Source organism: Flagellimonas cixiensis (assembly GCF_042134615.1).
Classification (GTDB): Bacteria; Bacteroidota; Bacteroidia; order Flavobacteriales; family Flavobacteriaceae; genus Flagellimonas; species Flagellimonas cixiensis.
Genome location: NZ_CP169639.1, coordinates 1,215,441 through 1,242,338, shown reverse-complemented (window position 1 = coordinate 1,242,338; position 26,898 = coordinate 1,215,441). Strand labels below are relative to the sequence as shown.

The following is a 26,898-nucleotide window of genomic DNA, read 5'->3' as shown; positions in this document are numbered from 1 at the left end:
CAAGTCACGTTAGTTTACTCTTCCAAGGAGTTAAAAAAGCTTGTTGCCTTTTTTTCGGTATACGTAATATTGTCTTTTCCCCAAAAACCAACATGTCCGCCATAAGTGGGAGTTTCCAAATATAACTTGGAATTGTTTTCCACTTCTTTAAAAGGATAGCACTCAGGCCCCAAGAACGAGTCGTTTTTGGCATTGATGATCAAACTGGGCACTTTAATATGGGGCAGAAACTGCAGCGAACTGCATTGTTCATAATAATCCAGTGCATCTTTAAATTGATGCGCCTTACTGGTGTAGGTGTCGTCAAAATCCTTTAACGTCTTTATTTTTTTGATGTCCTGCTCCTTGATTTGACCTGGGAACATATCACGTTTGACCCTGAGTTTGTCCAGCAGGTTTTTTTTGAACCGTTGGGCGTACAAAATGTTCTTGGCAGTGTGCAACTCCTTACAAGAACTGTGCAAACTACAAGGCACAGAAACTGCTACAGCCCCTTTTATGTTTTTGGGCGCATTTGAGTTTTCGCCCAAATATTTCAATAACAGATTTCCGCCCAAACTAAATCCCTTTAAAAAAATTGAGGGGTAATCTCGTGTGTTTTGAACGTGATGAACTACCTCGGTTAAATCCTCCGTTGCTCCTGAATGGTAGGACCGATATAACTTGTTGGGTTCTCCACTGCACCCTCTTAAATTGATGGCGCAACAATCATAGGCATTTTGATTCAATATTTTGACACTGCCAGTGATGTAGGGTCGTTGTGCGTCGCCTTCCAATCCGTGAATTAAAATCACCAATTTGTTCGATGCTTCCGAAGCATAACTCCAATCCAAATCCAAAAAATCACCATCGGAAAGGGTAATTCGCTCCCTTTTTTGCACCACACCGTTCACCAATCGGATAATACCCGAATAAATGGTGGCAAAGTGACCATTTTTAAAAAGGATGGGTGGGTTATATTCCGATGCAAGCTGTGGCATTTTCCAAACTAGTTTTTAGGATAGGTGTTCAATAATTTGGACTGTTCTTCAATGGCCGTTTTAAATTCTGATTTCAGGGTTTTTACCAATTCTGAAACAGGAAGCACATCGTCAATTGTAGTTACCCCTTGACCAGCCGACCAAATGGTTTTCCATGCTTTGGCCTCGGTGTTGAGTTCTTTGCCAAAATCAATTTTGGTATCTTTTTTAAGATCTTCTTCGGTAATGCCCGCTGCTTTTAAACTGGACGCTAAAAAATTGGCATGAACTCCAGAAATGGCTGCGGTGTAAACAATATCACCGGCACCTGCATCAATGATCATTTTTCGGTATTCTTCGGTGGCCTTACTTTCTTCGGTATTGATAAAGCGAGTACCCATATAGGCCAAATCGGCACCCATTTGCAATGCAGATGCAACATCCCTGCCTGTACTGATACAGCCAGAAAGCAAAATGGTCTTATGGAAGAATTTCTTCACTTCGGCAATCAAGCTCATCGGGTTGATGGTGCCACCGTGTCCACCAGCTCCAGCCGAAACGAGAATAAGTCCGTCTACCCCAGCTTCAGCCGCTTTCTCGGCATGTCGTTTTTTTATGATATCATGAAAGACCAATCCGCCATAGCTGTGAATGGCATCTACCACCATGCTCACGGCCCCCAAAGAGGTAATCACCAAGGGCACCTTATGTTTCATACAAAGCTTAACATCGGCTTCTAATCTTGGATTGGTGGGATGCACCACCAAATTCACACCGAATGGGGCCGCTTTCTTTCCTGTTTCCGCTTCAAATTTTTCAAGTTCGGACTTAATTTCAATGAGCCATTCTTCAAAGCCTTCACTGGTGCGTTGGTTTAAAGCTGGAAAAGTGCCCACAATGCCATTTTTACAACATTCAATGACCAATTCAGGTCCTGAAATCAGGAACATGGGTGCTGCAACAACGGGAAGTGACAAATCGGAGATAAAAGCTGCTTTTTGACTCATAAGGGTAGTGTTAAACTATGTTTAAAAATAGAAACAATTCTGTTTCCTATAGGAATCAGTTTTCAAAACTATGGTATTTTTACAAATATTATGCATGCATAACAAAATAACCCACTATGTTTTTTAAGGAATTTGAAATCAGATGGAGCGACATCGATGCCAATAGGCATTTGGCCAATACAGCCTATATAAATTTTATGAGCCATACGCGAATGGCCTATTTGGGTCAGTTGGGCTTTAACCAAAAAAGTATGGCGGTCCACAATATTGGGCCGGTAGTTTTCTACGAGCACGTGTATTATTTTAAGGAAGCTTTCCCAGGAAAACCAGTGAAGGTGTCCTTGGAGTTTGTGGGCATGAGCAAAGACGGAATGTTCTTCGAGTTCCGACATAATTTTTATGATGACAAAGGAACCAATTTTGCGCGTTGCGAGATGATGGGAGCTTGGATTGACCTTAAGGATCGAAGATTGACAGGTTTACCAGAGGAGTTTTTGACTGCTTTTGAATCCATGGAGAAATCGGAGGACTTTAAATGGCTAACCAAAGAGGACACCCGTAAGCACGTTCAAGTTCCCAAAGATCTTTAAAAGGCAATATCAGCCTCCTTTGGGTTGGGGTTTTTTACTAGCCAAGTACACGCCGACCAAAACTAAACTTGTGGCCACTACTTTTGTTAGTGTGAGATGGTCCTTGCCCGATAAAATAGCGAAGATGATGCCCACTAAAGGTTGCACATAGATAAACGCCCCAATGGTTGATGCTTTTAGTTGGGTTAGCGCAAACGCATTGAATAAATAAGTGGAAAAAGTTGTGCCAATAATTACGAAGGCAACCGAACCGTAGGCCCAAAGTGGCATGGTAGACCATTCGATTTCAAGAAATTCTGGTAGTGTAATCGGTAAATTGATGATGATGGCAATAGTGAACAACCACTTCATTAAAGTAAAGGGGTGGTATTTTTCAATCAGCTTTTTTACCACGATGAGGTAGGCGCCATAGGAGGTGGCATTCACTACAAACAGAAAATTTCCCAAGGGAATATTGGGTGCATCTTGACGTACTTCTGCACCAAATACAATTAGTCCTATGGCTCCAACAAATCCTAAAAATATTCCGAGACCTTTATTTAATGTAATACGTTCTTTCAAAAAAAACGCCGAAAGTAATACTACGATAATGGGGCTTATAGTTACCAAAACCGAACTGTTAATTGGTGTGGAAAGCTGCAATCCTTTAAAAAAGGACAACATATTGATGACCATACCCAAAACAGCACAAAAAAGAATGCGTAGCCAGTCCCTTTTTTCAATTTTTTCCTTGGGTCCCCAAAAGGAAATCAACCAGAAAAGCAATGCTGCCCCAGTGACCCTTAGAAAAATAAATCCAAAGGGTTGTACATAGGTGGGCATTACCCCTTTTGCAATAGTGTGGTTGATACCATAAATGGTAGTGGCGCCTATAGCGGCCAATATGGCCAAGGTTCTTTTACTCATTAATGCAATGCTTCTTTGGCAGCTTCGACCACTTTTTTGGAATTACCGACAAAAATTTGATCATTAACAAGCATTACAGGACGCTTTAAAAAGGTATAGTGCTCCAAAATCAGATTTTTATAATCGTCCTCAGATAATTCTTGTTCATGTAGCCCTCTTTGTCGAAAAAGCATGGCTCTCCTGCTAAAAAGGGATTCGTAACTACCAGATAGTTGGGCCATTTCTTCCAATTGTTCGGAGGTTATGGGCTCGGATTTAATTTCCTGTAAAACCACACCGTCCAAAGGTTCCAATTCTTTTAGAATTCTTTGGCAAGTAGAACAACTCCCTAAGTGGTATATTTTTTTCATGTTATAGCTATTGGATGGACAAAGGAAGCCAAATTTCAATCAATTCTTGTCAACTAAAGGTAAATTCAACAGCTTTTGGGAAAGCTGTTTTAAAATTTCAAAGTAGTTTTATCCCACAAACAGGACCAAAAACCAAAGGCATGGAAAAGATTTTCGATATCCTTTTAAAGAACAGAATGATTCTTCATGAATTTTTAAAAAATACGTCCGAAGAAGATTTATTTAAAATCCCAGAAGGATTTAACAACAATATTTGGTGGAACATTGCCCACGTGGTGGTGACTCCACAGTTATTGATGTACAAATTGAGTGGAATGGATTTTACGATTGAAGAAGAATTAATCAACACCTATAAAAAAGGAACATTCCCAAATGGAAAACCATCAGAACAGGAACGCGAAAAAATTGCTGCCTATTTGTTCAGCACTGTAAAGCATATTCAACTGGATTATGAAAGAGGGAGGTTTAAAAATTTCCAAGAGTACATGACCACGCCAAAAATTGGATTAAGCAGTGCAGAAGATACACTTTCCTTCAATGTTTTTCATGAAGGATTACACCTGGGTGCGATTTTGGCTTTGAAAAAAGCGCTAAAACAAGAAGCTTAAGGTCCGACCTTTCTTTTTAGATATAAATTGATTTCGTTGTAAGGCAGTACCAAAGTAATGGGACCGTCTGCATAAGAAGCCACTTCGTATTGGTTATAGATCAATCGGATTCCTTCTTTGGCATACCCTAAATTGTTGGGTAAATGAAAAGCATCACCTTCGAACATAAACCCAGTGGAATTGATGTTCTTGTCTTGTGGAATTTCTTCTTGAATTCGAAATTTGGTCTCTGCAAATTTTTCAAAACCGTCCAAGTCGCTAAAAAGCTCCCAGTTTTCCAACTCAGCACCTTTCGCTTTATCAAAATTTAAAAAGGAAGTAGCAGCATATCCGTGGGCTCCTCCAGTAAAAGAATACGATTCCAATTTGATGGTAATGATCCAATCATTCTCAAAAACCACTTCCCCATTAATTTTGGCCTCCCATGCCACCTCATCCGGAAATTTTGTTTTCAGTTCCTTGTAACTTTCGGTGAAAGAACTAATGGCTTTGTCCACATTATCGATAGTTCGGTCTTCACTAAAAGATAAAAGACTGATGATTTCTTCGCGAAGGGCAACATCAATAGCTTGGGCAACCGGAGTTTCATCTAAAACCGATGGAATATTGATGGTGATGTTTGGACACTCGGCGCAAGTCTCTCCTTCCAAGGAAACAGTTTCATACGTAAGTTTGGTATCGGTGGCACAGCTCCCCAGTACGCCTAAAAGTAAGGCAAGGGCGAAGATTTTTTTCATGGGTTGAGGTTTTTGGGTCATCAAAAATACTACTTCGTTGATTACCCCAAAAGATAACGATACATTTGTGATAAGATTTAATGGGTATGAGCAAGAAAGAGCTAAAATTCAATAGCAAAACCATACACGGAGGTCAACAACCAGATGCCGCTTATGGTGCCGTGATGCCTCCGATTTACCAAACCTCCACCTATGCCCAATCAACCCCTGGAGGCCACAAAGGATTTGAATATTCCAGAGGAGCCAACCCAACCCGAACCGCTTTGGAAAATGCCGTTGCCAGTCTCGAAAACGGGAATTACGGAATGGCATTCGGTAGCGGTATGGCCGCCATTGATGCCGTTATCAAATTGTTGGGCCCTGGCGACGAGGTGATTTGCACCAGCGATTTGTATGGGGGGAGCTATCGACTTTTTAAAGGAGTGTTTGAAAAATACGGAATCAAATTTCGATTTTCGGATATGGTTGATATGAAAGCTTTGGCTTCGAAAATCGACCAAAACACCAAATTGGTTTGGGTGGAGACCCCGACCAACCCGATGATGAACATTATTGATATTAAAGCAGTTGCCGAGGTCACCAAAGCCCATAATGTGCTATTGGCGGTTGACAATACGTTTGCCACCCCTTATTTACAGCGTCCTATGGATTTGGGAGCTGACATTGTGATGCACTCTGCTACCAAATATTTGGGGGGACATAGCGATGTGGTGGTTGGGGCTTTGGCCGTAAAGGATAGGAGATTGGCCGAGCAATTGTACTTCATTCAAAAATCGAGTGGGGGAATTTGCGGACCCATGGATAGTTTTTTAACGCTTCGTGGGATTAAAACCCTTCATGTGCGCATGCAGCGGCATTGTGAAAATGGAGAGGTGATTGCCAAATATTTAGAAAGGCACCCGAAAGTTGAGAAAGTGTATTGGCCAGGATTTACATCCCATCCCAACCATAAAATTGCGAAAGAACAAATGAACGGTTTTGGCGGTATGATTTCCTTTGTGCCCAAAGGAGCTAATTATGATGAAGCCATTAAAATTGTGGAGCGATTGAACCTATTTACCCTTGCCGAATCGTTGGGAGGTGTGGAAAGTTTGGTAGGTCATCCAGCGAGTATGTCGCACGGTAGTATTCCCAAGGAAGAACGCGAAAAAAATGGTGTAGTTGATACACTTATTCGACTAAGTGTCGGCATTGAAGATGTGGATGATCTAATTAGTGATTTGGAACAGGCCTTGAATTAAAATATTTTGAAAAATTTATAAAAAATAAATATTCAAATTATTGAAATAATATAATTTTGCGCTCAAATTAACAATACAATAAAATTAACCCACGTCCCGAGGGTTAGGGACAACTAATTATAATCCGTATATGGAAACAAAAATCAAAGCGTTTATGGATGAGGTGATTGCCAGAAATGGACATGAACCTGAATTCATTCAAGCAGTGCAAGAGGTAGCGGAAACCGTAATACCTTATATTGTAAAGCACGACATTTATCACGGGAAAAATATCCTACTTCGTATGGTGGAGCCAGAGCGCCTCATTTCATTTAGAGTGGCCTGGGTAGATGATGATGGGGAAATTCATGTGAACCGTGGTTATCGTATCCAAATGAACTCGGCCATTGGACCTTATAAAGGTGGATTGCGTTTCCACCCAACCGTAAACGCAAGTGTTTTGAAATTCTTGGCTTTTGAGCAAGTTTTCAAAAACAGTTTAACTACCCTGCCCATGGGTGGTGGTAAAGGGGGTTCCGATTTTGACCCTAAAGGAAAGTCCGACGATGAGATCATGCGTTTTTGCCATGCCTTCATGACAGAGCTTTGCCGTCACATTGGACCAAATACCGACGTTCCTGCAGGAGACATAGGTGTTGGTGCCCGTGAAATTGGATTCTTATTTGGAATGTATAAGAAAATCAGAAATGAATTTACCGGTGTGTTAACTGGTAAAGGACTTTCTTGGGGCGGGTCATTGATTCGTCCAGAGGCAACAGGATACGGAACCGTTTATTTTGCTGATAGCATGCTTAAAACCAAAGGCGAGTCTTTTGAAGGTAAGAATGTGGTGATTTCAGGTTCTGGTAACGTAGCCCAATATGCTGCAGAAAAAGTATTGCAATTGGGTGGTAAGGTGTTGACCCTTTCAGATTCTGGTGGATTCATTCACGATAAAGATGGGATTGACGCTGAGAAGTTGGCCTATGTAATGGACTTGAAAAACAACAAGCGCGGAAGAATTTCCGAGTACGCTGATAAATATCCATCTGCAGAGTTCCATAAAGGAGAAACACCATGGAAAGTGGCCTGTGATATTGCTTTGCCCTGTGCTACCCAAAACGAGTTACATGGAGATGATGCCGAAACCTTGATTAAAAATGGATGTATTGCCGTGGCGGAAGGTGCCAACATGCCTTCTACACCAGAAGCAATTCATGCATTCCACGATGCCAAGATTTTGTTTGCTCCAGGAAAAGCATCCAATGCAGGTGGTGTGGCCACGTCAGGTTTGGAAATGTCACAAAACTCCCTCCGTATCAGCTGGACACGTGAGGAAGTGGATGACCGTTTAAAAGGAATTATGTCTGGAATTCACGATGCCTGTATTCAGTACGGTAAGGATGAAGATGGATACTGTAACTACGTAAAAGGAGCCAATATTGCTGGTTTCGTTAAAGTTGCAGACGCTATGTTGGCCCAAGGGGTGATATAAGTACAAACCATCCAAAATGGTTTTTGGTTAGCAGTTACCGGAAGGAGTGATTACTTTTACACTTCTGGTAACTGCTTTTTTTTATCCCATGCAAGTAACAACAAAGGCCATTGTACTTTCTTCCCTAAAATATGGGGATACCAGCCTTATTGTGCGGGCATTTACCGAATCCGATGGGATGAAATCCTATTTGTTGAAAGGAGTACTTGCTTCTAAAAAAGGAAAATTAAAACCCGCCTACTTTTTACCTTTGATGCAGTTGGAAATTGTGGCCAACCATAAAAACAAAGGCACTTTGGAAAGTCTTCGCGAGGTAAAGGTGAGTGCGCCTTATCAATCCTTACATACCGATATTGTAAAAAACAGTGTTGTGCTTTTTTTGGCAGAGATGCTGGGCAATTCCATTTCCGAAGAGGAGCAAGACCTTGGTCTTTTCAATTATTTGGAATACGCTTTGCAATGGCTGGATATTCATGCACTTTCTCCCAATTTTCACATCCTCTTTTTGTTGAATTTGACCAAGTATTTAGGCTTCTATCCGGACACTTTTCAGCAAGACTCCCCGTTTTTCGATTTGCAGGAAGGAAGCTTCTGTAAATCACCATCTCTCAATCCATTGATTCAGAGTGAAAATCTGGAGAATTTCAAAAAGTTTTTAGGCACGAATTTTGAGGCGTTACAGACGATCCAACTAACTAAGTCTAATAGGCGAGAACTCTTAAGAACCATGATCCTATATTTCCGGTTGCACGTGCACGGATTTAGGGAACCAAAGTCCCTTGCCGTTTTAAATGCTGTATTTCATTAAAATGCAAAGCCTAAAATTAAAGTTAACCTTATTCTTTTCATTTTTTAGCTTACTTTTTTATGCCCAACAAGTAACTGTTTTGGATGCCGATACCGGCGTTCCGATTGATAATGTTGCAATTTTTAACAAAGACCAATCAAGTTCTACCATAACGGATTCCAACGGTAAAGGAGATTTAGGTGTTTTTTCTGATAATGAAAGAATCACCTTCAAACATATTAGTTATGATGTGTACACTGCCACCAAAGCAATGATTGATCGTAGAGGTAATCGAGTGTACCTTCAATTGAGCACCGAAGAATTGCAAGAAGTGGTCATGTCGGTGTCCAAATGGCAACAACAGCGCAAACACATTCCCCAAAAAATTGAGACCTTGGACGATAAAAGCATAGCTTTTACCAATCCGCAAACTTCAGCCGATCTATTGCAGAATAGTGGAACTGTTTTCGTTCAAAAAAGCCAATTGGGAGGTGGTAGCCCCATGATCAGGGGATTTGCTACCAACCGAATTTTACTTTCAGTTGATGGTGTGCGAATGAACAATGCCATTTTTAGGGGGGGCAACCTTCAGAATGTGATTTCCATAGATCCATTTACCATAAAAAAAACAGAGATTACCTTCGGTCCAGGCTCCGTTATTTATGGTAGTGATGCTATTGGAGGTGTAATGAATTTTTATACTGAGCAAGCTCGTTTTTCTTTTACCGATAGTTTGGCTTTTTCTGGGAATGTGGATTATAGGTTCGCCAGTGCAAATTCAGAAAACACCGCCCACGTCGATTTGAACTTCGGACAGAAAAAATGGGCTTCTTATTCAAGTTTCACCTTCAATAATTTTGGCGATTTACGGATGGGTGAACATGGCCCTGATTCTTATCTCCGTAATAATTATGTCATCCGTGAGAACAATCAAGATGTGTTAGTAGAAAATGATAATCCCAAAAAACAAGTGACCACAAGGTATGATCAGGTCAATTTTCTACAGAAATTCACCTATAAACCCAACGCTATTTGGAAGTACGATTTAGGATTGTATTATTCCGAAACCTCCGACTATTCAAGATACGACCGTTTGATTCGACCAAACAGGGATGGTGAAGGGTTACGTTCTGCAGAGTGGTATTATGGACCCCAAAAATGGTTTATGGGCAACTTTCAAATCACAAAAAAGGGCAAGAATATGTTTTACGATGGGGTAAAACTGACCACGGCTTACCAATTTTTTGAAGAAAGTCGTCACGATAGAGCTTTTGGAGATGTGGATTTGTATTCCACACAAGAAAAAGTGGATGCACTATCAGTAAATCTTGATTTTGACAACAAGAAAATTGGAAACTTAAACCTGTACTACGGAGCCGAATATGTGTTCAATAAAATACATTCCAAAGGAAGTGTACGAAACATTGAAACCGATGAAATTGCCGAAACTGCATCCCGATACCCAGATGGAGCCACTTGGCAAACATTGGCTGGGTACGTTAATGGAGAATTTCAATTAAAACCCAATGTCACACTGTTATCGGGAATTCGATACAGTCAAGTTTGGGTTGATGCCGATTTTGATACCACTTTTTATCCCTTTCCTTTTGATGAGGCCGATATTATCACAGGAGCGTTAACGGGAAGTTTAGGGGTCAGCTGGTTTCCATGGTCCGATTTTCAGGTGACTTTGAACGGATCTACCGGATTTAGAGCACCCAATATTGATGACATCGGAAAGATTTTTGATTCAGAACCCGGTTCTGTAGTGGTTCCCAATCCCGATTTGGAACCCGAATATGCTTACAACGGAGAATTGGGAATACGTAAAAACTTCAATGATTTCCTAACTCTTAAAGGTGCCACTTTTTATACCTATTTGGTCGATGCTTTGGTGCGTCGCGATTTTGCCTTTAATGGAGAAACAGAGATACCATACAATGGGGAATTGAGCAATGTTCAGGCCATTCAAAATGCAGCAAGGGCCTATGTGTACGGATTTGAGTTTGGAGTAGAAGCTTATTTTAACGAACATTGGTCGCTAACATCCAACCTTACCATTACAGAAGGAACGGAAGAGGATGATGATGGAATGGACAGTCCTTCGCGACACGCTGCCCCAACATTTGGTGATGTTCATTTGATTTGGAGAAACCAAAAATTAAAAGCCGATGTGTTTTTAAATTATAACGGAGAGGTGAGCAATGAGGATCTAGCACTTTCCGAGCAGGGAAAAACCTATATGTATGCTGAGGATGCCAATGGCAATCCGTATTCCCCCTCATGGTATACATTGAACTTTAGGTCGCAATATCAAATCACCAATGCTATAAAAGCTTCTGTAAGTCTAGAAAATATGACTAACCAGCGATACCGAATGTATTCTTCGGGAATTGTTGCTCCGGGCACCAACTTGATTTTAGGTGTTGGCTACGTATTTTAAAAATAAAAGGCTCGGGATTTCCCCGGCCTTCTTTTTTTTACATTGATTAAAGACTATCGATAGCCTTTTTGACCGTTTCTTTGGCTTCATCGGCCGCTTTTTCTAAACTGTCCAGTGCTATCTCGCCAGCTTCTTTGGCATCCTTACCTGCTTCTTTTAGAGCTTTCGCGGCCTCATCGGCTGCATCTTTTAAGTCTTTCCCAGCATGTTCCAAGGATTTACTGATTTCTTCTTTGGCCTTTTTTGCCTTGTCATCATTGTCTTTACAAGCGCTGAAAGACACCGTGAACAATAGGGCAAAAGCGATTAAAAGTGTTTTTTTCATAGGGTTTGGGATTTGTGTTTATGATCATTTCAAGATTAAGAATATAAAGTTAACCAGTGTTTTGGGATTTATCATATTTAGGTTAAGGGAATTATGGGAATTCTAATGCCAAAAGGGAGCCTATAATTCCATCTAAATTTATAATTTTGCAAACTTGAATTCTAGAAGAAGCAGTTTATGAAGTTTGCGGAATATAAGGGATTGGATTTACCAAAAGTTTCAGAAGAGATTCTTGATTTTTGGAAGGACAAACAAATATTTGAAAAGAGTGTTTCCACCAGGCAAGGCAAAGAAAGCTATGTCTTTTTTGAAGGCCCGCCCTCTGCAAACGGAATGCCCGGAATTCACCACGTAATGGCGCGTACCATCAAGGATATTTTTCCGAGGTACAAAACCATGAAAGGATTTCAGGTAAAAAGAAAAGCTGGATGGGATACCCACGGTTTGCCCGTTGAAATCGGCGTGGAAAAAGAATTGGGAATCACCAAAGAAGATATCGGTAAAAAAATCACGGTAGAAGAGTACAACGCAGCCTGTAAAAAAGCAGTGATGCGTTACACGGATGTGTGGAACGAGATGACCGAAAAAGTGGGGTATTGGGTAGATATGGATGATCCATACATCACTTACAAACCCAAATACATGGAATCGGTTTGGTGGTTGCTCAAGCAGATTTACGACAAAGGACTTTTATATAAAGGGTATACCATTCAGCCGTATTCGCCAAAAGCGGGTACTGGATTAAGTTCCCATGAGTTGAATCAGCCTGGAACATACCAAGATGTGACCGATACCACGGTTACGGCACAGTTTAAGGCAAAAAAGGATTCACTACCTGATTTCTTAAAAAATGAAGCAGGCGACCTTTACTTTTTGGCTTGGACGACCACGCCTTGGACACTTCCTTCGAACACAGCATTGACCGTAGGGCCAAAAATTGATTACGTAACGGTAAAAACCTTCAACCAATACACCTTTGACCCAATCACTGTTATTGTGGCGAAAAACTTGGTGAATTATAACTTCTCTGGAAAGTTCACAAAGGTTGAAACCGAAGAGGAATTGGCCAGTTTTAAACAAGGCGACAAAAAGATTCCTTTTGTAGTGGGAGAAAGCTTTTTGGGAAAAGATTTGGTGGGTATTCAGTACGAACAATTGATCGATTACGTGCAGCCTTACCAAAATCCTGAAAACGCATTCCGTGTAATTTCTGGGGATTTCGTAACCACAGAAGATGGTACGGGTATTGTGCATACGGCCCCAACATTTGGTGCGGATGATGCCTTGGTGGCCAAACAAGCTACGCCAGAAGTACCGCCCATGTTGGTATTGGACGAAAACGACAACCCAGTTCCATTGGTGGACCTTCAAGGAAAATTTAGACCAGAACTTAAAGAGTTCGGTGGCAAATACGTAAAGAACGAGTACTATAATGATGGAGAAGCACCCGAAAAATCTGTGGATGTTGAGATTGCCATCAAACTAAAAGAAGAAAACAAGGCCTTTAAGGTTGAAAAATACGTGCACAGCTATCCAAACTGCTGGCGTACCGACAAACCGATTCTGTATTACCCATTGAACTCATGGTTTATTAAGGTAACCGATGTGAAGGATAGAATGTTCGAGCTGAACCAATCCATCAATTGGAAACCAAAATCAACAGGAGAGGGACGATTTGGAAATTGGTTGGCCAATGCCAATGATTGGAACCTTTCACGATCCAGATATTGGGGTATTCCATTGCCTATTTGGAGAACAGAGGACGGTAAGGAAGAATTGATCATTGGTTCTGTGGAAGAGTTGAAGTCAGAAATGACCAAAGCTGTGGAAGCGGGTGTGATGGATAAAGATGTGTTCGATGATTTTGTGGTGGGCGACATGAGTGAGTCCAACTACGATAAAATCGACCTGCATAAAAACATTGTGGATGGAATTACCTTGGTTTCTCCATCTGGGCAACCCATGAAGCGGGAATCGGACCTTATCGATGTTTGGTTTGATAGTGGTTCCATGCCCTACGCGCAATGGCACTACCCGTTTGAAAACAAGGAATTGATTGATGACGGTATTGCCTATCCGGCCAATTTTATTGCAGAGGGCGTTGATCAAACAAGAGGATGGTTTTACACACTTCATGCTATTGGCACGATGGTTTTTGATAGTATTGCCTATAAAAATGTGGTGTCCAACGGACTTGTTTTAGATAAGGAAGGCAAGAAAATGTCCAAACGATTGGGGAATGCCGTGGATCCTTTTGAGGTATTGCCAGAACATGGGCCAGACGCTACCCGTTGGTATATGATCTCCAATGCCAACCCATGGGACAACCTTAAGTTTGACATAGAAGGAGTGGTTGAGGTAAAACGTAAGTTCTTCGGTACACTTTACAATACCTACTCTTTTATGGCACTTTATGCGAATATAGATGAGTTTGCATATGCCGAGGCGGACATACCCTTGGAAGAGAGGCCAGAAATTGATCAGTGGATACTTTCTGAACTCCACACTTTGATCAAAAATGTAGACGAGGCGTACGAAGACTACGAAGCTACCCGCGCCGCTCGAATGATTTCTGACTATGTTCAGGAAAACTTGAGCAACTGGTATGTGCGTTTAAGCAGAAGACGTTTTTGGAAAGGGGATTATGAGCAGGATAAAATTTCGGCCTATCAAACTTTATATACTTGTTTGGTAACGGTGGCAAAACTTTCAGCTCCTATTGCTCCTTTCTTTATGGATCGTTTGTACAAGGATTTGGTGGCCACTACGCAAAAAGAATCTTTTGAAAGCGTTCACTTGGCAGAATTCCCAGTGTTTGATGCAACAATGGTGAACAAAAGGTTGGAGCGAAAGATGCAATTGGCCCAGAAAATATCATCATTAGTGCTTTCTATCCGTCAAAAGGAGAAAATAAAAGTGCGCCAACCCTTGCAAAAAATCATGATTCCCGTGTTGGATGAGGAGCAAAAATCGGATATCGAAGCGGTTTCAAACCTTATTAAATCAGAGGTGAATGTAAAGGAAATCGAGCTATTGGACGATGCTTCTGGAATCTTGGTGAAACAAATAAAACCAAATTTTAAGGTGTTGGGCCCGAAATTTGGTAAGGATATGAAAGCGATAGCAGGAGCTGTTTCGCAATTGGATCAAGAAGATATCCAAAAAATAGAACGAGAAGGAGAATTATTGCTACAATTGGAAAATAAAACCGTTAATTTACAGTTAACCGATGTAGAGATAAGTTCTCAAGATATTGAAGGTTGGTTGGTAGCCAGTTCAGGTTCCTTAACAGTGGCATTGGATGTGACCATTGATGAAACTTTGAGAAAAGAGGGAATTGCAAGGGAACTCGTGAACAGAATCCAGAATATTCGGAAAGAATCAGGATTTGAGGTGACCGACAAGATAGATATTAAAATATTGAAGGACGGCTTTGTGGAAAATGCCATTTCCAGCAACGAGGATTACATTAAAACCGAAACCCTTACAGCCGAGCTTAACCTAGAAGAAAAATTAGAGGAAGGCGTAGCCATCTCCTTTGATGAAGTGAATACCAAACTGTTTATTCAAAAGCACTAGATCATGGCAGAAGATTTAAAAGTTAGATACTCCGATAAGGACCTAGCGGAATTCAGAACATTGATAGAAGAAAAAATTGAGAAGGCCAAGCAACATTTGGAACTGTTGAAAAGTTCTTATATGAATGATGGTAATAATGGTACGGATGATACTTCGCCTACCTTTAAGGCTTTCGAAGAAGGTTCTGAAACAATGAGCAAGGAAGCGAATACCCAATTGGCAATTCGCCAAGAAAAGTTTATTAGGGACCTTAAAAATGCTTTGTTGCGTATTGAGAACAAAACCTACGGCATTTGCAGAGTGACCGGAAAGCTCATCAACAAAGAGCGTTTAAAATTGGTTCCGCATGCAACGTTGAGCATCGAGGCTAAGAACATGCAGAAATAACAAGAACGCCCTAGGGCGTTTTTCTTTATGAGGTCTTTTCTATTTTTTATGAGCTTAATGATGTTCATGAACCTTCATGGGCAAAAAATGGTAAAAAAGGCCTTCTTGGACCCGAGGACCGAGACCATTCAAATTGATGCGGAATACTGTTACCGTATCGACTTAAAAACTTCCAAGAGCGAAGAAATTCAGGTAGTCGCAAGCATGGAGGGCGAATATGCGGATGATTTATTGATTTCGATTGAGGAAAGTGGAGCCACGGCCATGGTGAGTGCAGATTTTCAACCCCTTTTTGTAAATCCAAACGATAAGTTAAGTGCCCATAAAGTGGTTTCCATTGCGTTGGAAATTCAAGTTCCCGAATATAAAAGCGTACAGATTTTTGGCACCAATAGTAATGTGTATGCCCAAGGTGCATATCAAAAACTAAGCATTACTTTGGCCGATGGTATGTGCGCTCTTGAAAATGTAACGGAAAGTGTGGAAGTGACCACGCAAAAAGGTGATATAACGCTATTGGCTCCAAGCGGTACGATAGATGCTGAAAGTAATTACGGGCAAGTGGAATCTAATGTAATTCCGTATGGTAATAATCAATTTATATTAAGGACGGTACAAGGTGATATCTACCTAAAGAAAACAAAATAATATCCATATTTTTGCAATCCTTTTATTGAGAGTATGAGTTTAAAAAAGTCCCTGATTATCATTGTTCTGTTGCTACTTTTAGATCAGATCAGCAAAATATATATCAAAACCCATTTTATTTTGGGAGAATCTCATGATGTGTTGGGCTGGTTTAAAATTCTATTTATTGAAAATGAAGGAGCCGCTTGGGGAACGAAATTAAGTGACCTTTTACCCATTTCGGAACCTGTTGGGAAATTGATCCTAACGATTTTTAGGATATTCGCCGTTTTTGGTATTGGATATTGGTTGTGGGACATCATTAAAAAACAATCTCCAAGAACATTGATTTTGGCAGTTTCCTTGATTTTTGCTGGGGCTGTTGGAAATATTATCGACTCTGTATTTTACGGGATTATTTTTGATCATAGTAATGGACAGGTAGCCACCCTGTTTGCGCAGGACAATTATAGCAGCTTATTTCATGGCAAGGTAGTGGATATGCTTTATTTTCCTTTGGTGGACACTACATGGCCCGATTGGGTTCCTTCCTTAGGTGGTCAACGATTCCGTTTTTTCGAACCTGTATTTAATGTTGCCGATACAGCGATTAGTACGGGTGTCGGAATTTTGATTGTCTTTAATAAAAAAGCTTTCCCAAAACCGGCCGACAAAGAGCAGGAAACAGAAAATCAGAATGCGTAGACCTTTTCGGGGGTAATGCAGTAATCCAATGGTACATCGTTCTTGTTCACATCTGAAATTAACTCTGGTTCGGCTTCAAAAAAGGACAATCCAATTTTAACTGTTTCTTTTCGGCATTTTGCAAGAAATGTATCGTAGAAGCCTTTTCCATATCCCACTCGATTACCCGCTTCGTCAAAAGCCAGTAAGGGGATAAAAACCACATCAATTTTTTCTTCTGGGATTACAATACCGTCAATGGGCTCAGGAATACCCCATTCATTCTTTTTAAAGGGAGTACTATCCGTAAGTAAATAGTTTTCTAAACTGTTTTCTCCGGACACTTTTGGAACAACAACATTTTTATCTTTTCCCTGCAGTAAAGTAATTAAAGGAAGGGTGTCTATTTCTTTTTGTTCTTCGATGCTCAGAAAGATATGGAAATAAAAAAAATCCCATATGGGGATTTGCAGTACTTGATTCGCTAAAATCAAACTTAAATCCGAGATGCTGGAATCATTAAGTTCCATTCTCAGATTTTTATATTTTTTTCTTAATTCAGGTTTCAACATCTAGGTGTTGAAGATTTTGGGGTTGTTCTCGGGAAGAGCTAACTTATTCTCCTTTAGATGAAAAAGTGTAAAAGATTTTAAAGAAAAGCATCAAAATCAAATACATTCCCAAAACGATAACATAGTTTTCCATAGGATTGTAATTTCTGGGTTAAATATAGGTAAACACAATTAAAAATTTACCATGAAATGCACTTTTTATCGATGAAATGCATGTTTTTTATCAATTTTTAACAATTTAGACCAACTTCATACTGTTAAATCACCATTTTAAGATAAAATTAATGCGAATTTGACTAAAAAAATACCATTAAATTTTTAATATGGTAATTGATGATTCTTTGTTTTTTAGATGATTATGGTTTGAATTTGCCTAATGATCACTGCAAAGGGACTATTGATGAACACAAAATAGTAATTGGTCAAGTTTAACAACTAAGCAACCAATTAAACTTTAAATTTGGGGTAAAGTACAGTCAGGTCCTTTTTATGTCCAAATCAACATCGATAAAAGTTCAGTTAAGTGCATTGCCCGATAACCCAGGGGTGTACCAATTTTATGATGCGGAGGGCAAAATTCTTTATGTTGGTAAAGCCAAGAATTTAAAAAAAAGGGTTTCTTCTTATTTTAACAAGCAACAGGAGTATGGGAAAACCAGGGTGCTGGTTAAAAAAATCCATTCCATTAAACACATTGTCGTTCCAACAGAGTCTGATGCACTGTTATTGGAAAATAATTTGATAAAAAAATTATTGCCCCGCTATAATGTGCTGCTTAAAGATGATAAATCCTATCCTTGGATTTGTATTAAAAAAGAGCGTTTTCCCAGAGTATTTTCTACCCGAAAGCTCATCAAGGACGGTTCGGAATATTTTGGTCCTTATACGAGCATGAAAACCGTTCGAACTTTATTGGAGTTGGTAAAGAGCCTATACCCGCTTCGTACTTGCAATTATGATCTTTCTGAAGAAAAGATAAACGCGGGAAAGTATAAGGTCTGTTTGGAGTATCATTTAGGGAATTGCTTGGGGCCCTGTGAGGGATATCAAAGCGAAAAACAGTATCAAGACCAAATAGAAGATATACGACAGATCATTAAAGGCAATCTAAAAAACTCTTTGCAATCCTTTAAAGAACAAATGAATGCTTATGCTGCCGAGATGGAGTTTGAAAAAGCGCAGCGTATAAAGGATAAGATTGAGGTGCTCGAAAACTATCAGGCTAAATCCACAGTGGTAAACCCCAAGATCAATAATGTGGATGTGTTCACTATTATTTCCGATGAAACCCATGCCTATATCAACTTTTTGCAGCTTTCACATGGCTCCATAGTTCGTTCCCATACTTTGGAAATCAAGAAAAAATTGGAAGAAACCGATGAAGAATTATTGCAATTGGCCGTAACAGAACTGCGACAGCGCTTTAACTCCGCTTCTAAAGAAGTGTATTTGCCGTTTCCAGTTTCCGTTGATGATGGAATTAAGGTGACCCTGCCAAAATTGGGAGATAAGCGCAGAATTTTAGACCTGTCCGAAAGAAATGCGCGATTTTATCGTCAAGACCGATTGAAGCAAATCAAGATTACCGATCCCGATCGCCATACCAAACGAATCATGGCGCAAATGAAATCTGATTTGAGATTATCGGAAGAACCAAGGCATATTGAGTGTTTTGATAATTCCAATATTCAGGGGAGTAATCCGGTGGCTGCATGTGTGGTATTTAAGGACGGAAAACCCTCAAAAAAAGAGTACCGTCATTTCAACATCAAATCCGTACAGGGTCCCGATGATTTTGCGAGTATGGAAGAAGTGGTCTTTAGGCGATACAAAAGATTGGTGAACGAAGGAGAGCCGCTTCCACAACTCATAGTAATCGATGGAGGAAAGGGGCAGCTATCATCTGCTTTAAAGAGTTTAGATCTGTTGGGGCTCCGTGGAAAAATTGCGATTATCGGAATAGCCAAAAGGTTGGAAGAAATCTATTTTCCCGAAGATCCGGTGCCACTTTATTTGGACAAGCGATCAGAAAGTCTTAAAATCATACAACAATTACGGAACGAGGCCCATAGGTTTGGAATTACCCATCACCGAAACAAGCGAAGCAAGGGGGCAATCAATTCAGAATTGGAAAATATAGATGGCATTGGGGAAAAAACAGCCGAACAATTATTAAAGAGCTTTAAGTCCGTAAAACGCATTAAAGAAGCATCGATAGAAAGTCTTGCGGCTTCGGTGGGAATGGCCAAGGCCAAAAAAATCTATAAAACATTTCACTGAGCATGCAACAAAGAATCTTGATTAACATTTTGGTTTTTGTTCTTTTGGGTTTTAACGCCGTTGGACAAGATTTGGAGGGCAATACACCTCCAAAGGTTGGACTTGTGCTCAGTGGAGGCGGGGCTAAAGGCCTGGCACACATTGGTGCGTTGAAGGTAATAGAGGAATCCGGTATTAAAATAGATTATATAGGTGGAACGAGTATGGGCGCTATTGTGGGCGCACTCTATGCATCGGGATATTCGGCTCAAGAATTGGATTCTATTTTTAGAAGTACCGATTTTACAGATTTGATTCAAGATAATGTACCTCGGAGTGCCAAGAATTTTTATGAAAAGGACAATAGTGAACGTTATGCACTGACCTTGCCCTTCAATAATTTTAAAGTATCCTTTCCTCAAGGGATTTCAGGTGGACAAAACATATATAATATGTTGGTACAGTTGCTGTATCATGTAAAAGATGTCAATGATTTTAGAAAATTGCCCATACCATTTCTATGTATTGCGACCAATGTGGAAACCGGAGAAGAAATTTTGTTGGATAAAGGGTATTTGCCCGAAGCCATTGTGGCCAGTGGAACATTTCCCTCCCTCTTCGAGCCTTCTGAAATAAACGGACAAATTTTAATTGATGGGGGGGTAGTGAACAATTATCCCATTGATCAAGTAAAAGATATGGGCGCGGACATAATTGTTGGGGTAGATGTGCAACACGATTTGGCTACTAGGGAATCGCTGTCATCTGCCACCGAAATTTTATTGCAGATCAATAATTATCGTACCGTCAACGATATGAAAGATAAATCCAAACGGACCGATGTCTATATAAAACCAAATATTGATGAGTTTTCGGTTATCGATTTTGAAAAAGGGGCGCAAATTGTGGATAGTGGAGAATCGGCAGCAAAGGAAAAATTGGAAATTTTACAAGAGATAGCCGAACAACAGAACCACGGTACCACGCCAATTCGCAATAGAATTAAGCAGGTGGATAGTTTGACCATTAATAGAATGATCATTGAAGGAAACGAACGATACACCAGGGGATACATAAAAGGTAAATTGAGGTTTTCATTGGCAGAACCAATTTCTTTTGAAGATTTAAAGCAAGGCATCAATAATTTATCGGCCACCGGAAACTTTAAGGCCATTCGATATGATTTGGTGTCCAATGGATTGGGGACCGACCTTATCTTAAAGATCAAGGAAAACCCAACTAAAATGTTTGTAAAGGTATCGGCACACTACGATGATCTTTATAAAAGTGCTGCACTTTTCAACATCACCAAGAAGAATTTGTTCATGAAGGACGATGTGGGTTCCTTTGATTTTATTTTGGGGGATAACATCAGGTACAATATGCACTATTATCTCGACAAAGGATATTATTGGAGCTTTGGGGTAAACTCTAAATTGACGGACTTTAACTCCGAGGTGGAATATTCTTTGATCCGTAGCAATTTTGATGCACCTGCCGATGCCAATGTACAGCGCATTACCTTAGATGTAACCGATCTAACCAATCAGATATACCTCCAAACCGTTTTAAAGGAAGAATTTGCATTTACGGTTGGATTAGAACACAAGTTTTTAAATTACAGCACCCGAACCTTGGCTCAAGATGACGTGGTGACCACACTCCCATCAGATCAGAAAACTACCTTTGAAAGATCCAATTATTATAGTGCCTTTTCCAGAATACTGTTGGATACCTACGACGATAAATATTTTCCCAAAAAAGGCTTTTTGTTTGATGGTGACATGCATTTTTATGCCTTTTCATCCGATTACAATAAAAACTTCAGTGAATTTGCCATTGGAAAAGTGAAGATAGGTGGGGTGCAACCGCTGACCCATAATTTGAGTCTAAACATAGAGGCGTCCGGCGGGGTAAAATTAGGCACCTCGGATGTCACCTCTTTTGATTTTGTTCTAGGCGGATATGGAAACGATTTTGTGAACAATTTCATGCCCTTTTTAGGCTACGATTTTTTACGGCTTCCCGGAAACAGTTTTGTGAAGGCAAGTGGTCGATTGGATTATAACATTGCACCTAAAAACCACATTATGCTATCGGCCAATTATGCCAATGTGGGCGACGACCTGTTTAGGTTGGGGGAATGGTTCGAAGAACCCACCTTTTCTGGATATGGTGTGGGTTATGGATTTGAGTCTTTTATAGGCCCCATTCAGATCTATTATACTTGGTCTCCCGAGAATGATAACAATCATTTTTTCTTCAGTGTAGGCTACTGGTTTTGATTTCGAGAAGCTCAAAGTTCCACTCAGAATTCTTAATTATTTGTCAAAAAAACGGGTAAAATCCATCAATAACTATGTGGTTAAGTTAAAGTCCGTTAAAATGGAAATATACAATAAAACCTTGCTGTATATTTGTACTCAGATAAGGGGTGGTTCCCTTATAACTTTAAGTATTGGTTTTTCATAATTTAAAGTTTGGTTGGTTATTTAGGAAAAGCCCAGTTTTAAGACTGGGCTTTTTTTGTATATAATATTTTGGAACAAGATTTGTTAAGTATTTGTAAACAGCATAGCCCCTAAAGCGATTTTACTAATTTTATAACATAAAATTGTTCATGAAAAAGTTTACAATCCTACTTATTGTTCTGCTTGCTATGCCTGTAATAGGTCAAGAAAGCAGACCAGCCTTTAAGCCTGGCGAATGGCTCAAGTTCCGAATTCATTACGGATTACTGAATGCCAGCTATGCGACATTACACCTTACCTCCGATAAATTTAAGGGCACGCCTGTGTACCATGTTGTGGGAGAAGGAAAAACTACTGGTTTTGCCAGCATATTCTTTAAGGTGGACGATACCTATGAAAGTTATTTTGACCGTGAAGATGGTAGGCCCTATAAATTTATTAGAAAAATAGATGAAGGAGGCTATACCAAGGACATGGAAATTGAATTTAATTACGACCGAAAGAATGCAATTTTAATCGATAATAAAAATAGCACCGAACAGAATTTTGAAATCCATAACCAAATTCAAGATTTGATCTCGGCCTCCTATTATTTAAGAAGTAATTATAACCTCAAAGAATTTGTAGTAGGGCAGTCCATTGATTTGGATCTGCTTTTTGATGATGACGGCGTTTTTAGGTTTCAACTTAAATATTTAGGAAAAGATACCATCAGAACCAAGTTTGGAAAGGTGGAATGTCTTAAATTTAGGCCGTTGGTTCAATCCGGTCGTGTTTTTAAAGAAAAAGAGAGTTTAACTCTTTGGGTTTCCAATGATTGGAACAAAATTCCGGTCAGGATAAAAGCAGATTTGGCGGTGGGTTCGCTCAAGGCCGATTTAGATGGTTACAATGGACTGAGGAACCAGTTTAAAATTATAATGAATTAGTACGGGCAGTGATGATAAATGATGCCAAAATTGCATCCCAGATAAACAAGTTAGAGGAAAAGTACAAAAACTCGGGGCAAGACCTAAGTTCTTATTTGGATGGACTGCTCTACCAACGTTATTTAACCTATTGGGATTATATTCATTTAGATACCCTTCTCAGTATTCAGGTGCCGCGCACCCATTTTCCCGATGAAGAAATCTTCATCATGTACCACCAGATCACGGAGCTGTACTTTAAGCTCATCCTGCACGAACAAAAACAAATCGTTGAGGATAAATCCCAAGACCTTCAATTTTTCATAGAAAAGGTTAGACGCATTAACAGTTATTTTAAAGCACTTATTTCTTCCTTTAGCATTATGATCAAGGGAATGGAACGGGAACAATTTTTAAGATATCGAATGGCCTTGTTGCCAGCCAGTGGGTTTCAATCGGCGCAGTATCGAATGATTGAGTTTTATGCAACGCCATTGGAAAATATGACCCACATATCTGAACGGGAAAATTTTTCATCAGAAAACAGCATAGAAGAGCTTTTTGAACGTATCTATTGGAAAAAAGGAGCGACCGACAAGGAAACCGGGGAAAAAACACTGACCCTAAAACAGTTTGAAATTAGATATACGCCAAGACTGTTGCGTATTGCCAATCAAGTGAAACACAATACGGTTTACGAAAAATACCTTCAATTGCCCGAGGCATCAAGAAATAGTGAAGAACTGATCAAGATGCTAAAGGAAATGGACATTAATGCAAACGTAAACTGGCCATTGATGCATATGGGGTCGGCCCATCGGTATTTGGCCAAAGAAGGTAAGGATGTTGATGCCACCGGAGGTACCAATTGGAAGGCTTATTTGCCTCCCAATTTTCAGAAAATAATATTTTTCCCAACTTTGTACTCAGAAAATGAGTTGGATACTTGGGGAAAACAGTGGGTAGACCACATTTTTAATCCAACAAACAAGGAAAATTAGGAATAGAGGAAGATGCAGAAAATTATTGGGGCAATTTTGACGCTGATGGTTGTGTTGGTGTCATGCAATGAGAAAAAAGAACCTATGAAAGAGGTGGCAACAGTAGAAGCTATTGTAAAACCTCCAGTATTACAATATGGGTTTAACCTTGAGGACTTTAAAGTGGTTCACGATACCGTTAGAAACGGTGACAGCTTTGGTGAGCTAATGCTAAAGAACAAAGTGGACTACCCTAAGATTGCCGCGATTGCAGAAAATTACAGGGATACTTTTGATGTCCGAAAAATTCAGGTGGGCAAACCCTATGTTATTTTAAAATCCAAAGACACTTCAGAAGTTGCCGAAGTATTTATCTACCAAAACGACAAAATCAATTATACCGTGGTAGATCTTCGCGATTCTACAAAGGCTTACAAGAGCAAGAAAAAGATAAAATTGGTGGAGCGCGAAATTGGAGGAATAATAGAGAATAATTTATCGATGACCATCGATACTTTGGGCGTGGACTACAATCTAACCTACGCACTTTCCGATATTTATGCATGGACCATAGATTTTGGCCGGTTGGACAAAGGGGACAAATTCAAGGTAGTTTTTGAGGAACGCTATATCAATGATAGCATTTATGCAGGAATTGGTTCTGTAAAGGCCGCATATTTTGAGCATAAAGGAAAAACCATTTATGCTTTCCCATATATTTCAGATGCTACAAACAACATTTTGGAATATTTTGACCAAGAAGCCAATAACTTAAGGAGTACCTTCTTACGGGCGCCAGTTAAATTTCAGTATCGATTATCTTCCCGATATAACTTAAAAAGAAGGATTGCGTACTACGGATACAAAGTAAGGCCCCATAAAGGAACCGATTTTGCCGCTCCCATTGGAACGCCCATTGTGGCCACCGCAGATGGTACCGTCACCGAATCGACCCGAAGAGGAGGAAATGGCAAATACGTAAAGATCAAACACAACGGAACCTATAGTACCCAATACCTGCACATGAAGGCCCAAAACGTAAAGCGTGGAGACTTCGTGCGTCAAGGGGATGTAATCGGTTGGATTGGAATGACGGGAAATACAGGTGGACCACACGTTTGTTACCGTTTTTGGAAAAATGGAAGGCAGGTGGATCCATTTAAGGAAGAACTTCCTGCTGCAGAACCCATTGCAGATTCATTGCGTTCCGATTATCTAACATATATACAACCATTGCGCGATCAATTGGATTGCATCGAATTAACAGAACCCAATCCCGTACTCGAAGAAACTCTTATAACCTATAACCAGTAATGGCGCTACCCACAATCGACCCCACAACAACAGAAGCTTGGAAAAAACTTCAAGCGCACTACGAAGAAACAAAGCATACCCATTTAAGAGAATTGTTTTCCGAAGACAAAGAAAGAGGTAAAAAGTTCTCTTTGCTTTGGAACAATTTTTATGTGGACTATTCAAAAAATAGGATTACAGATACTACATTGAACTTGTTGTTGCAATTGGCACAAGAAGTTGGATTGCCGCGAGCCATTAAAGGCTATTTTGAAGGAGATTTAATCAACCAAACTGAAGGCAGGGCGGTGCTCCATACAGCTTTGAGAGCTGAAAAAGGAGACCAGATCTTTGTGGATGGTGTTAATATTGTGGATGAGGTATTTGAGGTAAAGGCAAAAATCAAGTCTTTCACAGAAGCCGTTATTTCAGGTGAAAAGAAAGGATATACCGGAAAGACATTCACCGATGTGGTGAATATCGGAATCGGTGGTTCCGATCTTGGTCCTGTAATGGTGGCTGAAGCCTTAAAGTTTTATAAAAACCATTTAAAAATGCATTTTGTGAGCAATGTGGATGGTGACCACGTTCACGAAATCATAAAAGACCTAGATCCAGAAACAACCTTGTTCGTGATTGTTTCCAAAACCTTCACTACGCAAGAAACCTTGAGCAACGCCATGACCATTAAAAAATGGTTTTTGGAGAGTGCTTCGGAAAAAGACATTGCTCATCATTTTGCGGCAGTATCCACCAATTTGGAAAAAATTGATGAATTCGGAATTGCCAGTGAAAATGTGTTCCCGATGTGGGATTGGGTAGGTGGTCGTTTTTCTCTTTGGAGTGCCGTTGGGCTTTCCATTGCCATTTCTATTGGCTATGAAAATTTTGATGCCTTATTGGAAGGCGCTCACGAAATGGATGTTCATTTCAAGGAAACCACCTTTGAGGAAAATATTCCAGTAGTTTTGGCCTTGATCAGTGTTTGGTACAATAACTTCTATGGAGCCGAAACCGAAGCGATAATTCCTTACACGCAATACTTGAGCCGTTTTTCCGCCTATTTGCAGCAAGGAATTATGGAAAGTAATGGTAAAAGTGTGGACAGGGCCGGCCATCGAGTAGGTCATGAAACAGGCACTATTATCTGGGGAGAACCTGGCACCAATTCACAGCACGCCTTTTTTCAGTTGATTCACCAAGGCACCAAACTGATTCCAACCGATTTTATCGGATACAAAAAATCCCTACACGGGGATGTGGACCATCATAACAAATTAATGGCCAACTTCTTTGCCCAGACCGAAGCCTTAATGAACGGTAAAACCGCCGATGAGGTGAAACAGGAGTTGGAAGGTCAAGGAATTTCTGGAGAGGATCTCGAAAAATTACTCCCTTTTAAAGTGTTTGAAGGCAATAAACCGACGAATACCCTTTTAATTGAAAAATTGACGCCTAAAACCTTAGGTTCCTTAATTGCACTTTATGAGCATAAAATCTTTGTTCAAGGGGTAGTTTGGAACATCTTTAGCTTCGACCAATGGGGCGTTGAACTAGGTAAACAACTCGCCAAAAATATTTTGGGGGACATTGAAAATTCCGAGATTGGTAAACACGATAGCTCCACAATGCAACTTTTGCATTTTTTTAAGGGTTAAGTTGTCAGGTTGTTATTTTTAAATAAAAACCCTAAGCATTTGTTTGTCAGGGG

General features: G+C 40.0%; 23 protein-coding genes. 16 read left to right on the top strand and 7 right to left on the bottom strand.

From position 1 onward, the window contains the following. Positions 1 to 14: 14 nt before the first annotated feature. Entirely contained in the window at positions 15 to 980 is a 966-nt protein-coding gene (locus ABT310_RS05480) for a YheT family hydrolase (RefSeq protein ID WP_375325741.1), read from the bottom strand. Between the two features lie 8 nt (positions 981 to 988). After that, positions 989 to 1,966, bottom strand: a complete 978-nt coding sequence (locus ABT310_RS05475) for an NAD(P)H-dependent flavin oxidoreductase (RefSeq protein ID WP_375325740.1) — start codon at positions 1,964 to 1,966, stop codon at positions 989 to 991. A 116-nt stretch (positions 1,967 to 2,082) separates the two neighbouring features. Between ABT310_RS05475 and ABT310_RS05470 the strand changes: the two genes are divergently transcribed. Beyond that, positions 2,083 to 2,556 (top strand): acyl-CoA thioesterase, encoded by a 474-nt coding sequence (locus ABT310_RS05470; protein WP_375325739.1) that lies wholly within the window; start codon positions 2,083 to 2,085, stop codon positions 2,554 to 2,556. A 9-nt stretch (positions 2,557 to 2,565) separates the two neighbouring features. Here ABT310_RS05470 and ABT310_RS05465 read toward each other — a convergent pair whose 3' ends face one another. Continuing rightward, a complete protein-coding gene (locus tag ABT310_RS05465) occupies positions 2,566 to 3,462 on the bottom strand; it encodes a DMT family transporter (protein ID WP_375325738.1) in 897 nt (298 codons plus the stop codon). Then, the gene (locus ABT310_RS05460) at positions 3,462 to 3,812 is read right to left on the bottom strand and encodes an arsenate reductase family protein (protein WP_375325737.1); all 351 of its coding nucleotides are present in this window, start codon (positions 3,810 to 3,812) and stop codon (positions 3,462 to 3,464) included. The genes ABT310_RS05465 and ABT310_RS05460 overlap by 1 nt, the downstream gene beginning before the upstream one ends. 140 nt (positions 3,813 to 3,952) lie before the next feature. On the opposite strand from ABT310_RS05460, the gene ABT310_RS05455 reads away from it, so the two are divergent. Beyond that, positions 3,953 to 4,420: a DinB family protein gene (locus ABT310_RS05455; protein ID WP_375325736.1), complete on the top strand. Its 468-nt coding sequence runs from the start codon at positions 3,953 to 3,955 to the stop codon at positions 4,418 to 4,420. Here the strand turns inward: ABT310_RS05455 and ABT310_RS05450 are convergent. Next, a complete protein-coding gene (locus ABT310_RS05450; RefSeq protein ID WP_375325735.1) occupies positions 4,417 to 5,157 on the bottom strand; it encodes a PdaC/SigV domain-containing protein in 741 nt (246 codons plus the stop codon). The two genes, ABT310_RS05455 and ABT310_RS05450, sit on opposite strands and share 4 nt — an antisense overlap. Before the next feature lie 86 nt (positions 5,158 to 5,243). Between ABT310_RS05450 and ABT310_RS05445 the strand changes: the two genes are divergently transcribed. From ABT310_RS05445 to ABT310_RS05430, 4 genes are all read left to right on the top strand, one after another. Continuing rightward, on the top strand, positions 5,244 to 6,398 hold the full coding sequence (locus ABT310_RS05445) for a cystathionine gamma-synthase (RefSeq protein WP_375325734.1): 1,155 nt from the start codon (positions 5,244 to 5,246) through the stop codon (positions 6,396 to 6,398). A 130-nt stretch (positions 6,399 to 6,528) separates the two neighbouring features. Then, a complete protein-coding gene (gdhA, locus tag ABT310_RS05440) occupies positions 6,529 to 7,872 on the top strand; it encodes an NADP-specific glutamate dehydrogenase (protein ID WP_375325733.1) in 1,344 nt (447 codons plus the stop codon). An 88-nt stretch (positions 7,873 to 7,960) separates the two neighbouring features. After that, entirely contained in the window at positions 7,961 to 8,680 is a 720-nt protein-coding gene (recO, locus tag ABT310_RS05435) for a DNA repair protein RecO (RefSeq protein ID WP_375325732.1), read from the top strand. Position 8,681: 1 nt separating this feature from the next. Next, positions 8,682 to 11,102: a TonB-dependent receptor domain-containing protein gene (locus tag ABT310_RS05430; protein ID WP_375325731.1), complete on the top strand. Its 2,421-nt coding sequence runs from the start codon at positions 8,682 to 8,684 to the stop codon at positions 11,100 to 11,102. A 46-nt stretch (positions 11,103 to 11,148) separates the two neighbouring features. On the opposite strand, the gene ABT310_RS05425 is transcribed toward ABT310_RS05430, so the two are convergent. Continuing rightward, positions 11,149 to 11,427 (bottom strand): hypothetical protein, encoded by a 279-nt coding sequence (locus ABT310_RS05425; protein WP_375325730.1) that lies wholly within the window; start codon positions 11,425 to 11,427, stop codon positions 11,149 to 11,151. Between the two features lie 177 nt (positions 11,428 to 11,604). Here ABT310_RS05425 and ileS point away from each other — a divergent pair, with 177 nt between their 5' ends. From ileS to ABT310_RS05405, 4 genes are all read left to right on the top strand, one after another. After that, positions 11,605 to 15,006, top strand: coding sequence for an isoleucine--tRNA ligase (gene ileS, locus ABT310_RS05420; protein WP_375325729.1), 3,402 nt, complete (start codon positions 11,605 to 11,607; stop codon positions 15,004 to 15,006). Between the two features lie 3 nt (positions 15,007 to 15,009). Next, positions 15,010 to 15,393 (top strand): TraR/DksA family transcriptional regulator, encoded by a 384-nt coding sequence (locus ABT310_RS05415; RefSeq protein ID WP_375325728.1) that lies wholly within the window; start codon positions 15,010 to 15,012, stop codon positions 15,391 to 15,393. A gap of 87 nt (positions 15,394 to 15,480) precedes the next feature. After that, positions 15,481 to 16,041, top strand: coding sequence for a hypothetical protein (locus ABT310_RS05410; protein ID WP_375325727.1), 561 nt, complete (start codon positions 15,481 to 15,483; stop codon positions 16,039 to 16,041). 33 nt (positions 16,042 to 16,074) lie between these two features. Beyond that, positions 16,075 to 16,725, top strand: coding sequence for a lipoprotein signal peptidase (locus tag ABT310_RS05405; RefSeq protein ID WP_375325726.1), 651 nt, complete (start codon positions 16,075 to 16,077; stop codon positions 16,723 to 16,725). On the opposite strand, the gene ABT310_RS05400 is transcribed toward ABT310_RS05405, so the two are convergent. Further along, a complete protein-coding gene (locus ABT310_RS05400) occupies positions 16,713 to 17,276 on the bottom strand; it encodes a 5-formyltetrahydrofolate cyclo-ligase (protein WP_375325725.1) in 564 nt (187 codons plus the stop codon). The genes ABT310_RS05405 and ABT310_RS05400 overlap by 13 nt on opposite strands. 489 nt (positions 17,277 to 17,765) lie before the next feature. On the opposite strand from ABT310_RS05400, the gene uvrC reads away from it, so the two are divergent. From uvrC to pgi, 6 genes are all read left to right on the top strand, one after another. After that, complete coding sequence (gene uvrC, locus ABT310_RS05395; RefSeq protein ID WP_375325724.1) at positions 17,766 to 19,556, top strand: excinuclease ABC subunit UvrC; 1,791 nt, start codon at positions 17,766 to 17,768, stop codon at positions 19,554 to 19,556. Between the two features lie 2 nt (positions 19,557 to 19,558). Next, complete coding sequence (locus tag ABT310_RS05390; RefSeq protein ID WP_375325723.1) at positions 19,559 to 21,820, top strand: patatin-like phospholipase family protein; 2,262 nt, start codon at positions 19,559 to 19,561, stop codon at positions 21,818 to 21,820. Positions 21,821 to 22,155: 335 nt separating this feature from the next. After that, complete coding sequence (locus ABT310_RS05385; RefSeq protein WP_375325722.1) at positions 22,156 to 22,935, top strand: DUF3108 domain-containing protein; 780 nt, start codon at positions 22,156 to 22,158, stop codon at positions 22,933 to 22,935. 11 nt (positions 22,936 to 22,946) lie between these two features. Beyond that, a complete protein-coding gene (locus ABT310_RS05380) occupies positions 22,947 to 23,915 on the top strand; it encodes a tryptophan 2,3-dioxygenase family protein (protein WP_375326150.1) in 969 nt (322 codons plus the stop codon). Positions 23,916 to 23,927: 12 nt separating this feature from the next. Further along, positions 23,928 to 25,208: a peptidoglycan DD-metalloendopeptidase family protein gene (locus ABT310_RS05375; RefSeq protein WP_375325721.1), complete on the top strand. Its 1,281-nt coding sequence runs from the start codon at positions 23,928 to 23,930 to the stop codon at positions 25,206 to 25,208. Beyond that, entirely contained in the window at positions 25,208 to 26,845 is a 1,638-nt protein-coding gene (gene pgi, locus ABT310_RS05370; protein WP_375325720.1) for a glucose-6-phosphate isomerase, read from the top strand. The genes ABT310_RS05375 and pgi overlap by 1 nt, the downstream gene beginning before the upstream one ends. Positions 26,846 to 26,898: the final 53 nt, after the last annotated feature.

Excerpts from the sequence above, each read along its gene's own strand:
- ABT310_RS05480 (WP_375325741.1), bottom strand. The coding sequence starts at position 980 with ATGCCACAGCTTGCATCGGAATATAACCCACCCATCCTTTTTAAAAAT.
- ABT310_RS05475 (WP_375325740.1), bottom strand. The coding sequence starts at position 1,966 with ATGAGTCAAAAAGCAGCTTTTATCTCCGATTTGTCACTTCCCGTTGTT.
- ABT310_RS05470 (WP_375325739.1), top strand. The coding sequence starts at position 2,083 with ATGTTTTTTAAGGAATTTGAAATCAGATGGAGCGACATCGATGCCAAT.
- ABT310_RS05465 (WP_375325738.1), bottom strand. The coding sequence starts at position 3,462 with ATGAGTAAAAGAACCTTGGCCATATTGGCCGCTATAGGCGCCACTACC.
- ABT310_RS05460 (WP_375325737.1), bottom strand. The coding sequence starts at position 3,812 with ATGAAAAAAATATACCACTTAGGGAGTTGTTCTACTTGCCAAAGAATT.
- ABT310_RS05455 (WP_375325736.1), top strand. The coding sequence starts at position 3,953 with ATGGAAAAGATTTTCGATATCCTTTTAAAGAACAGAATGATTCTTCAT.
- ABT310_RS05450 (WP_375325735.1), bottom strand. The coding sequence starts at position 5,157 with ATGAAAAAAATCTTCGCCCTTGCCTTACTTTTAGGCGTACTGGGGAGC.
- ABT310_RS05445 (WP_375325734.1), top strand. The coding sequence starts at position 5,244 with ATGAGCAAGAAAGAGCTAAAATTCAATAGCAAAACCATACACGGAGGT.
- gdhA (WP_375325733.1), top strand. The coding sequence starts at position 6,529 with ATGGAAACAAAAATCAAAGCGTTTATGGATGAGGTGATTGCCAGAAAT.
- recO (WP_375325732.1), top strand. The coding sequence starts at position 7,961 with ATGCAAGTAACAACAAAGGCCATTGTACTTTCTTCCCTAAAATATGGG.
- ABT310_RS05430 (WP_375325731.1), top strand. The coding sequence starts at position 8,682 with ATGCAAAGCCTAAAATTAAAGTTAACCTTATTCTTTTCATTTTTTAGC.
- ABT310_RS05425 (WP_375325730.1), bottom strand. The coding sequence starts at position 11,427 with ATGAAAAAAACACTTTTAATCGCTTTTGCCCTATTGTTCACGGTGTCT.
- ileS (WP_375325729.1), top strand. The coding sequence starts at position 11,605 with ATGAAGTTTGCGGAATATAAGGGATTGGATTTACCAAAAGTTTCAGAA.
- ABT310_RS05415 (WP_375325728.1), top strand. The coding sequence starts at position 15,010 with ATGGCAGAAGATTTAAAAGTTAGATACTCCGATAAGGACCTAGCGGAA.
- ABT310_RS05410 (WP_375325727.1), top strand. The coding sequence starts at position 15,481 with ATGGTAAAAAAGGCCTTCTTGGACCCGAGGACCGAGACCATTCAAATT.
- ABT310_RS05405 (WP_375325726.1), top strand. The coding sequence starts at position 16,075 with ATGAGTTTAAAAAAGTCCCTGATTATCATTGTTCTGTTGCTACTTTTA.
- ABT310_RS05400 (WP_375325725.1), bottom strand. The coding sequence starts at position 17,276 with ATGTTGAAACCTGAATTAAGAAAAAAATATAAAAATCTGAGAATGGAA.
- uvrC (WP_375325724.1), top strand. The coding sequence starts at position 17,766 with ATGTCCAAATCAACATCGATAAAAGTTCAGTTAAGTGCATTGCCCGAT.
- ABT310_RS05390 (WP_375325723.1), top strand. The coding sequence starts at position 19,559 with ATGCAACAAAGAATCTTGATTAACATTTTGGTTTTTGTTCTTTTGGGT.
- ABT310_RS05385 (WP_375325722.1), top strand. The coding sequence starts at position 22,156 with ATGAAAAAGTTTACAATCCTACTTATTGTTCTGCTTGCTATGCCTGTA.
- ABT310_RS05380 (WP_375326150.1), top strand. The coding sequence starts at position 22,947 with ATGATAAATGATGCCAAAATTGCATCCCAGATAAACAAGTTAGAGGAA.
- ABT310_RS05375 (WP_375325721.1), top strand. The coding sequence starts at position 23,928 with ATGCAGAAAATTATTGGGGCAATTTTGACGCTGATGGTTGTGTTGGTG.
- pgi (WP_375325720.1), top strand. The coding sequence starts at position 25,208 with ATGGCGCTACCCACAATCGACCCCACAACAACAGAAGCTTGGAAAAAA.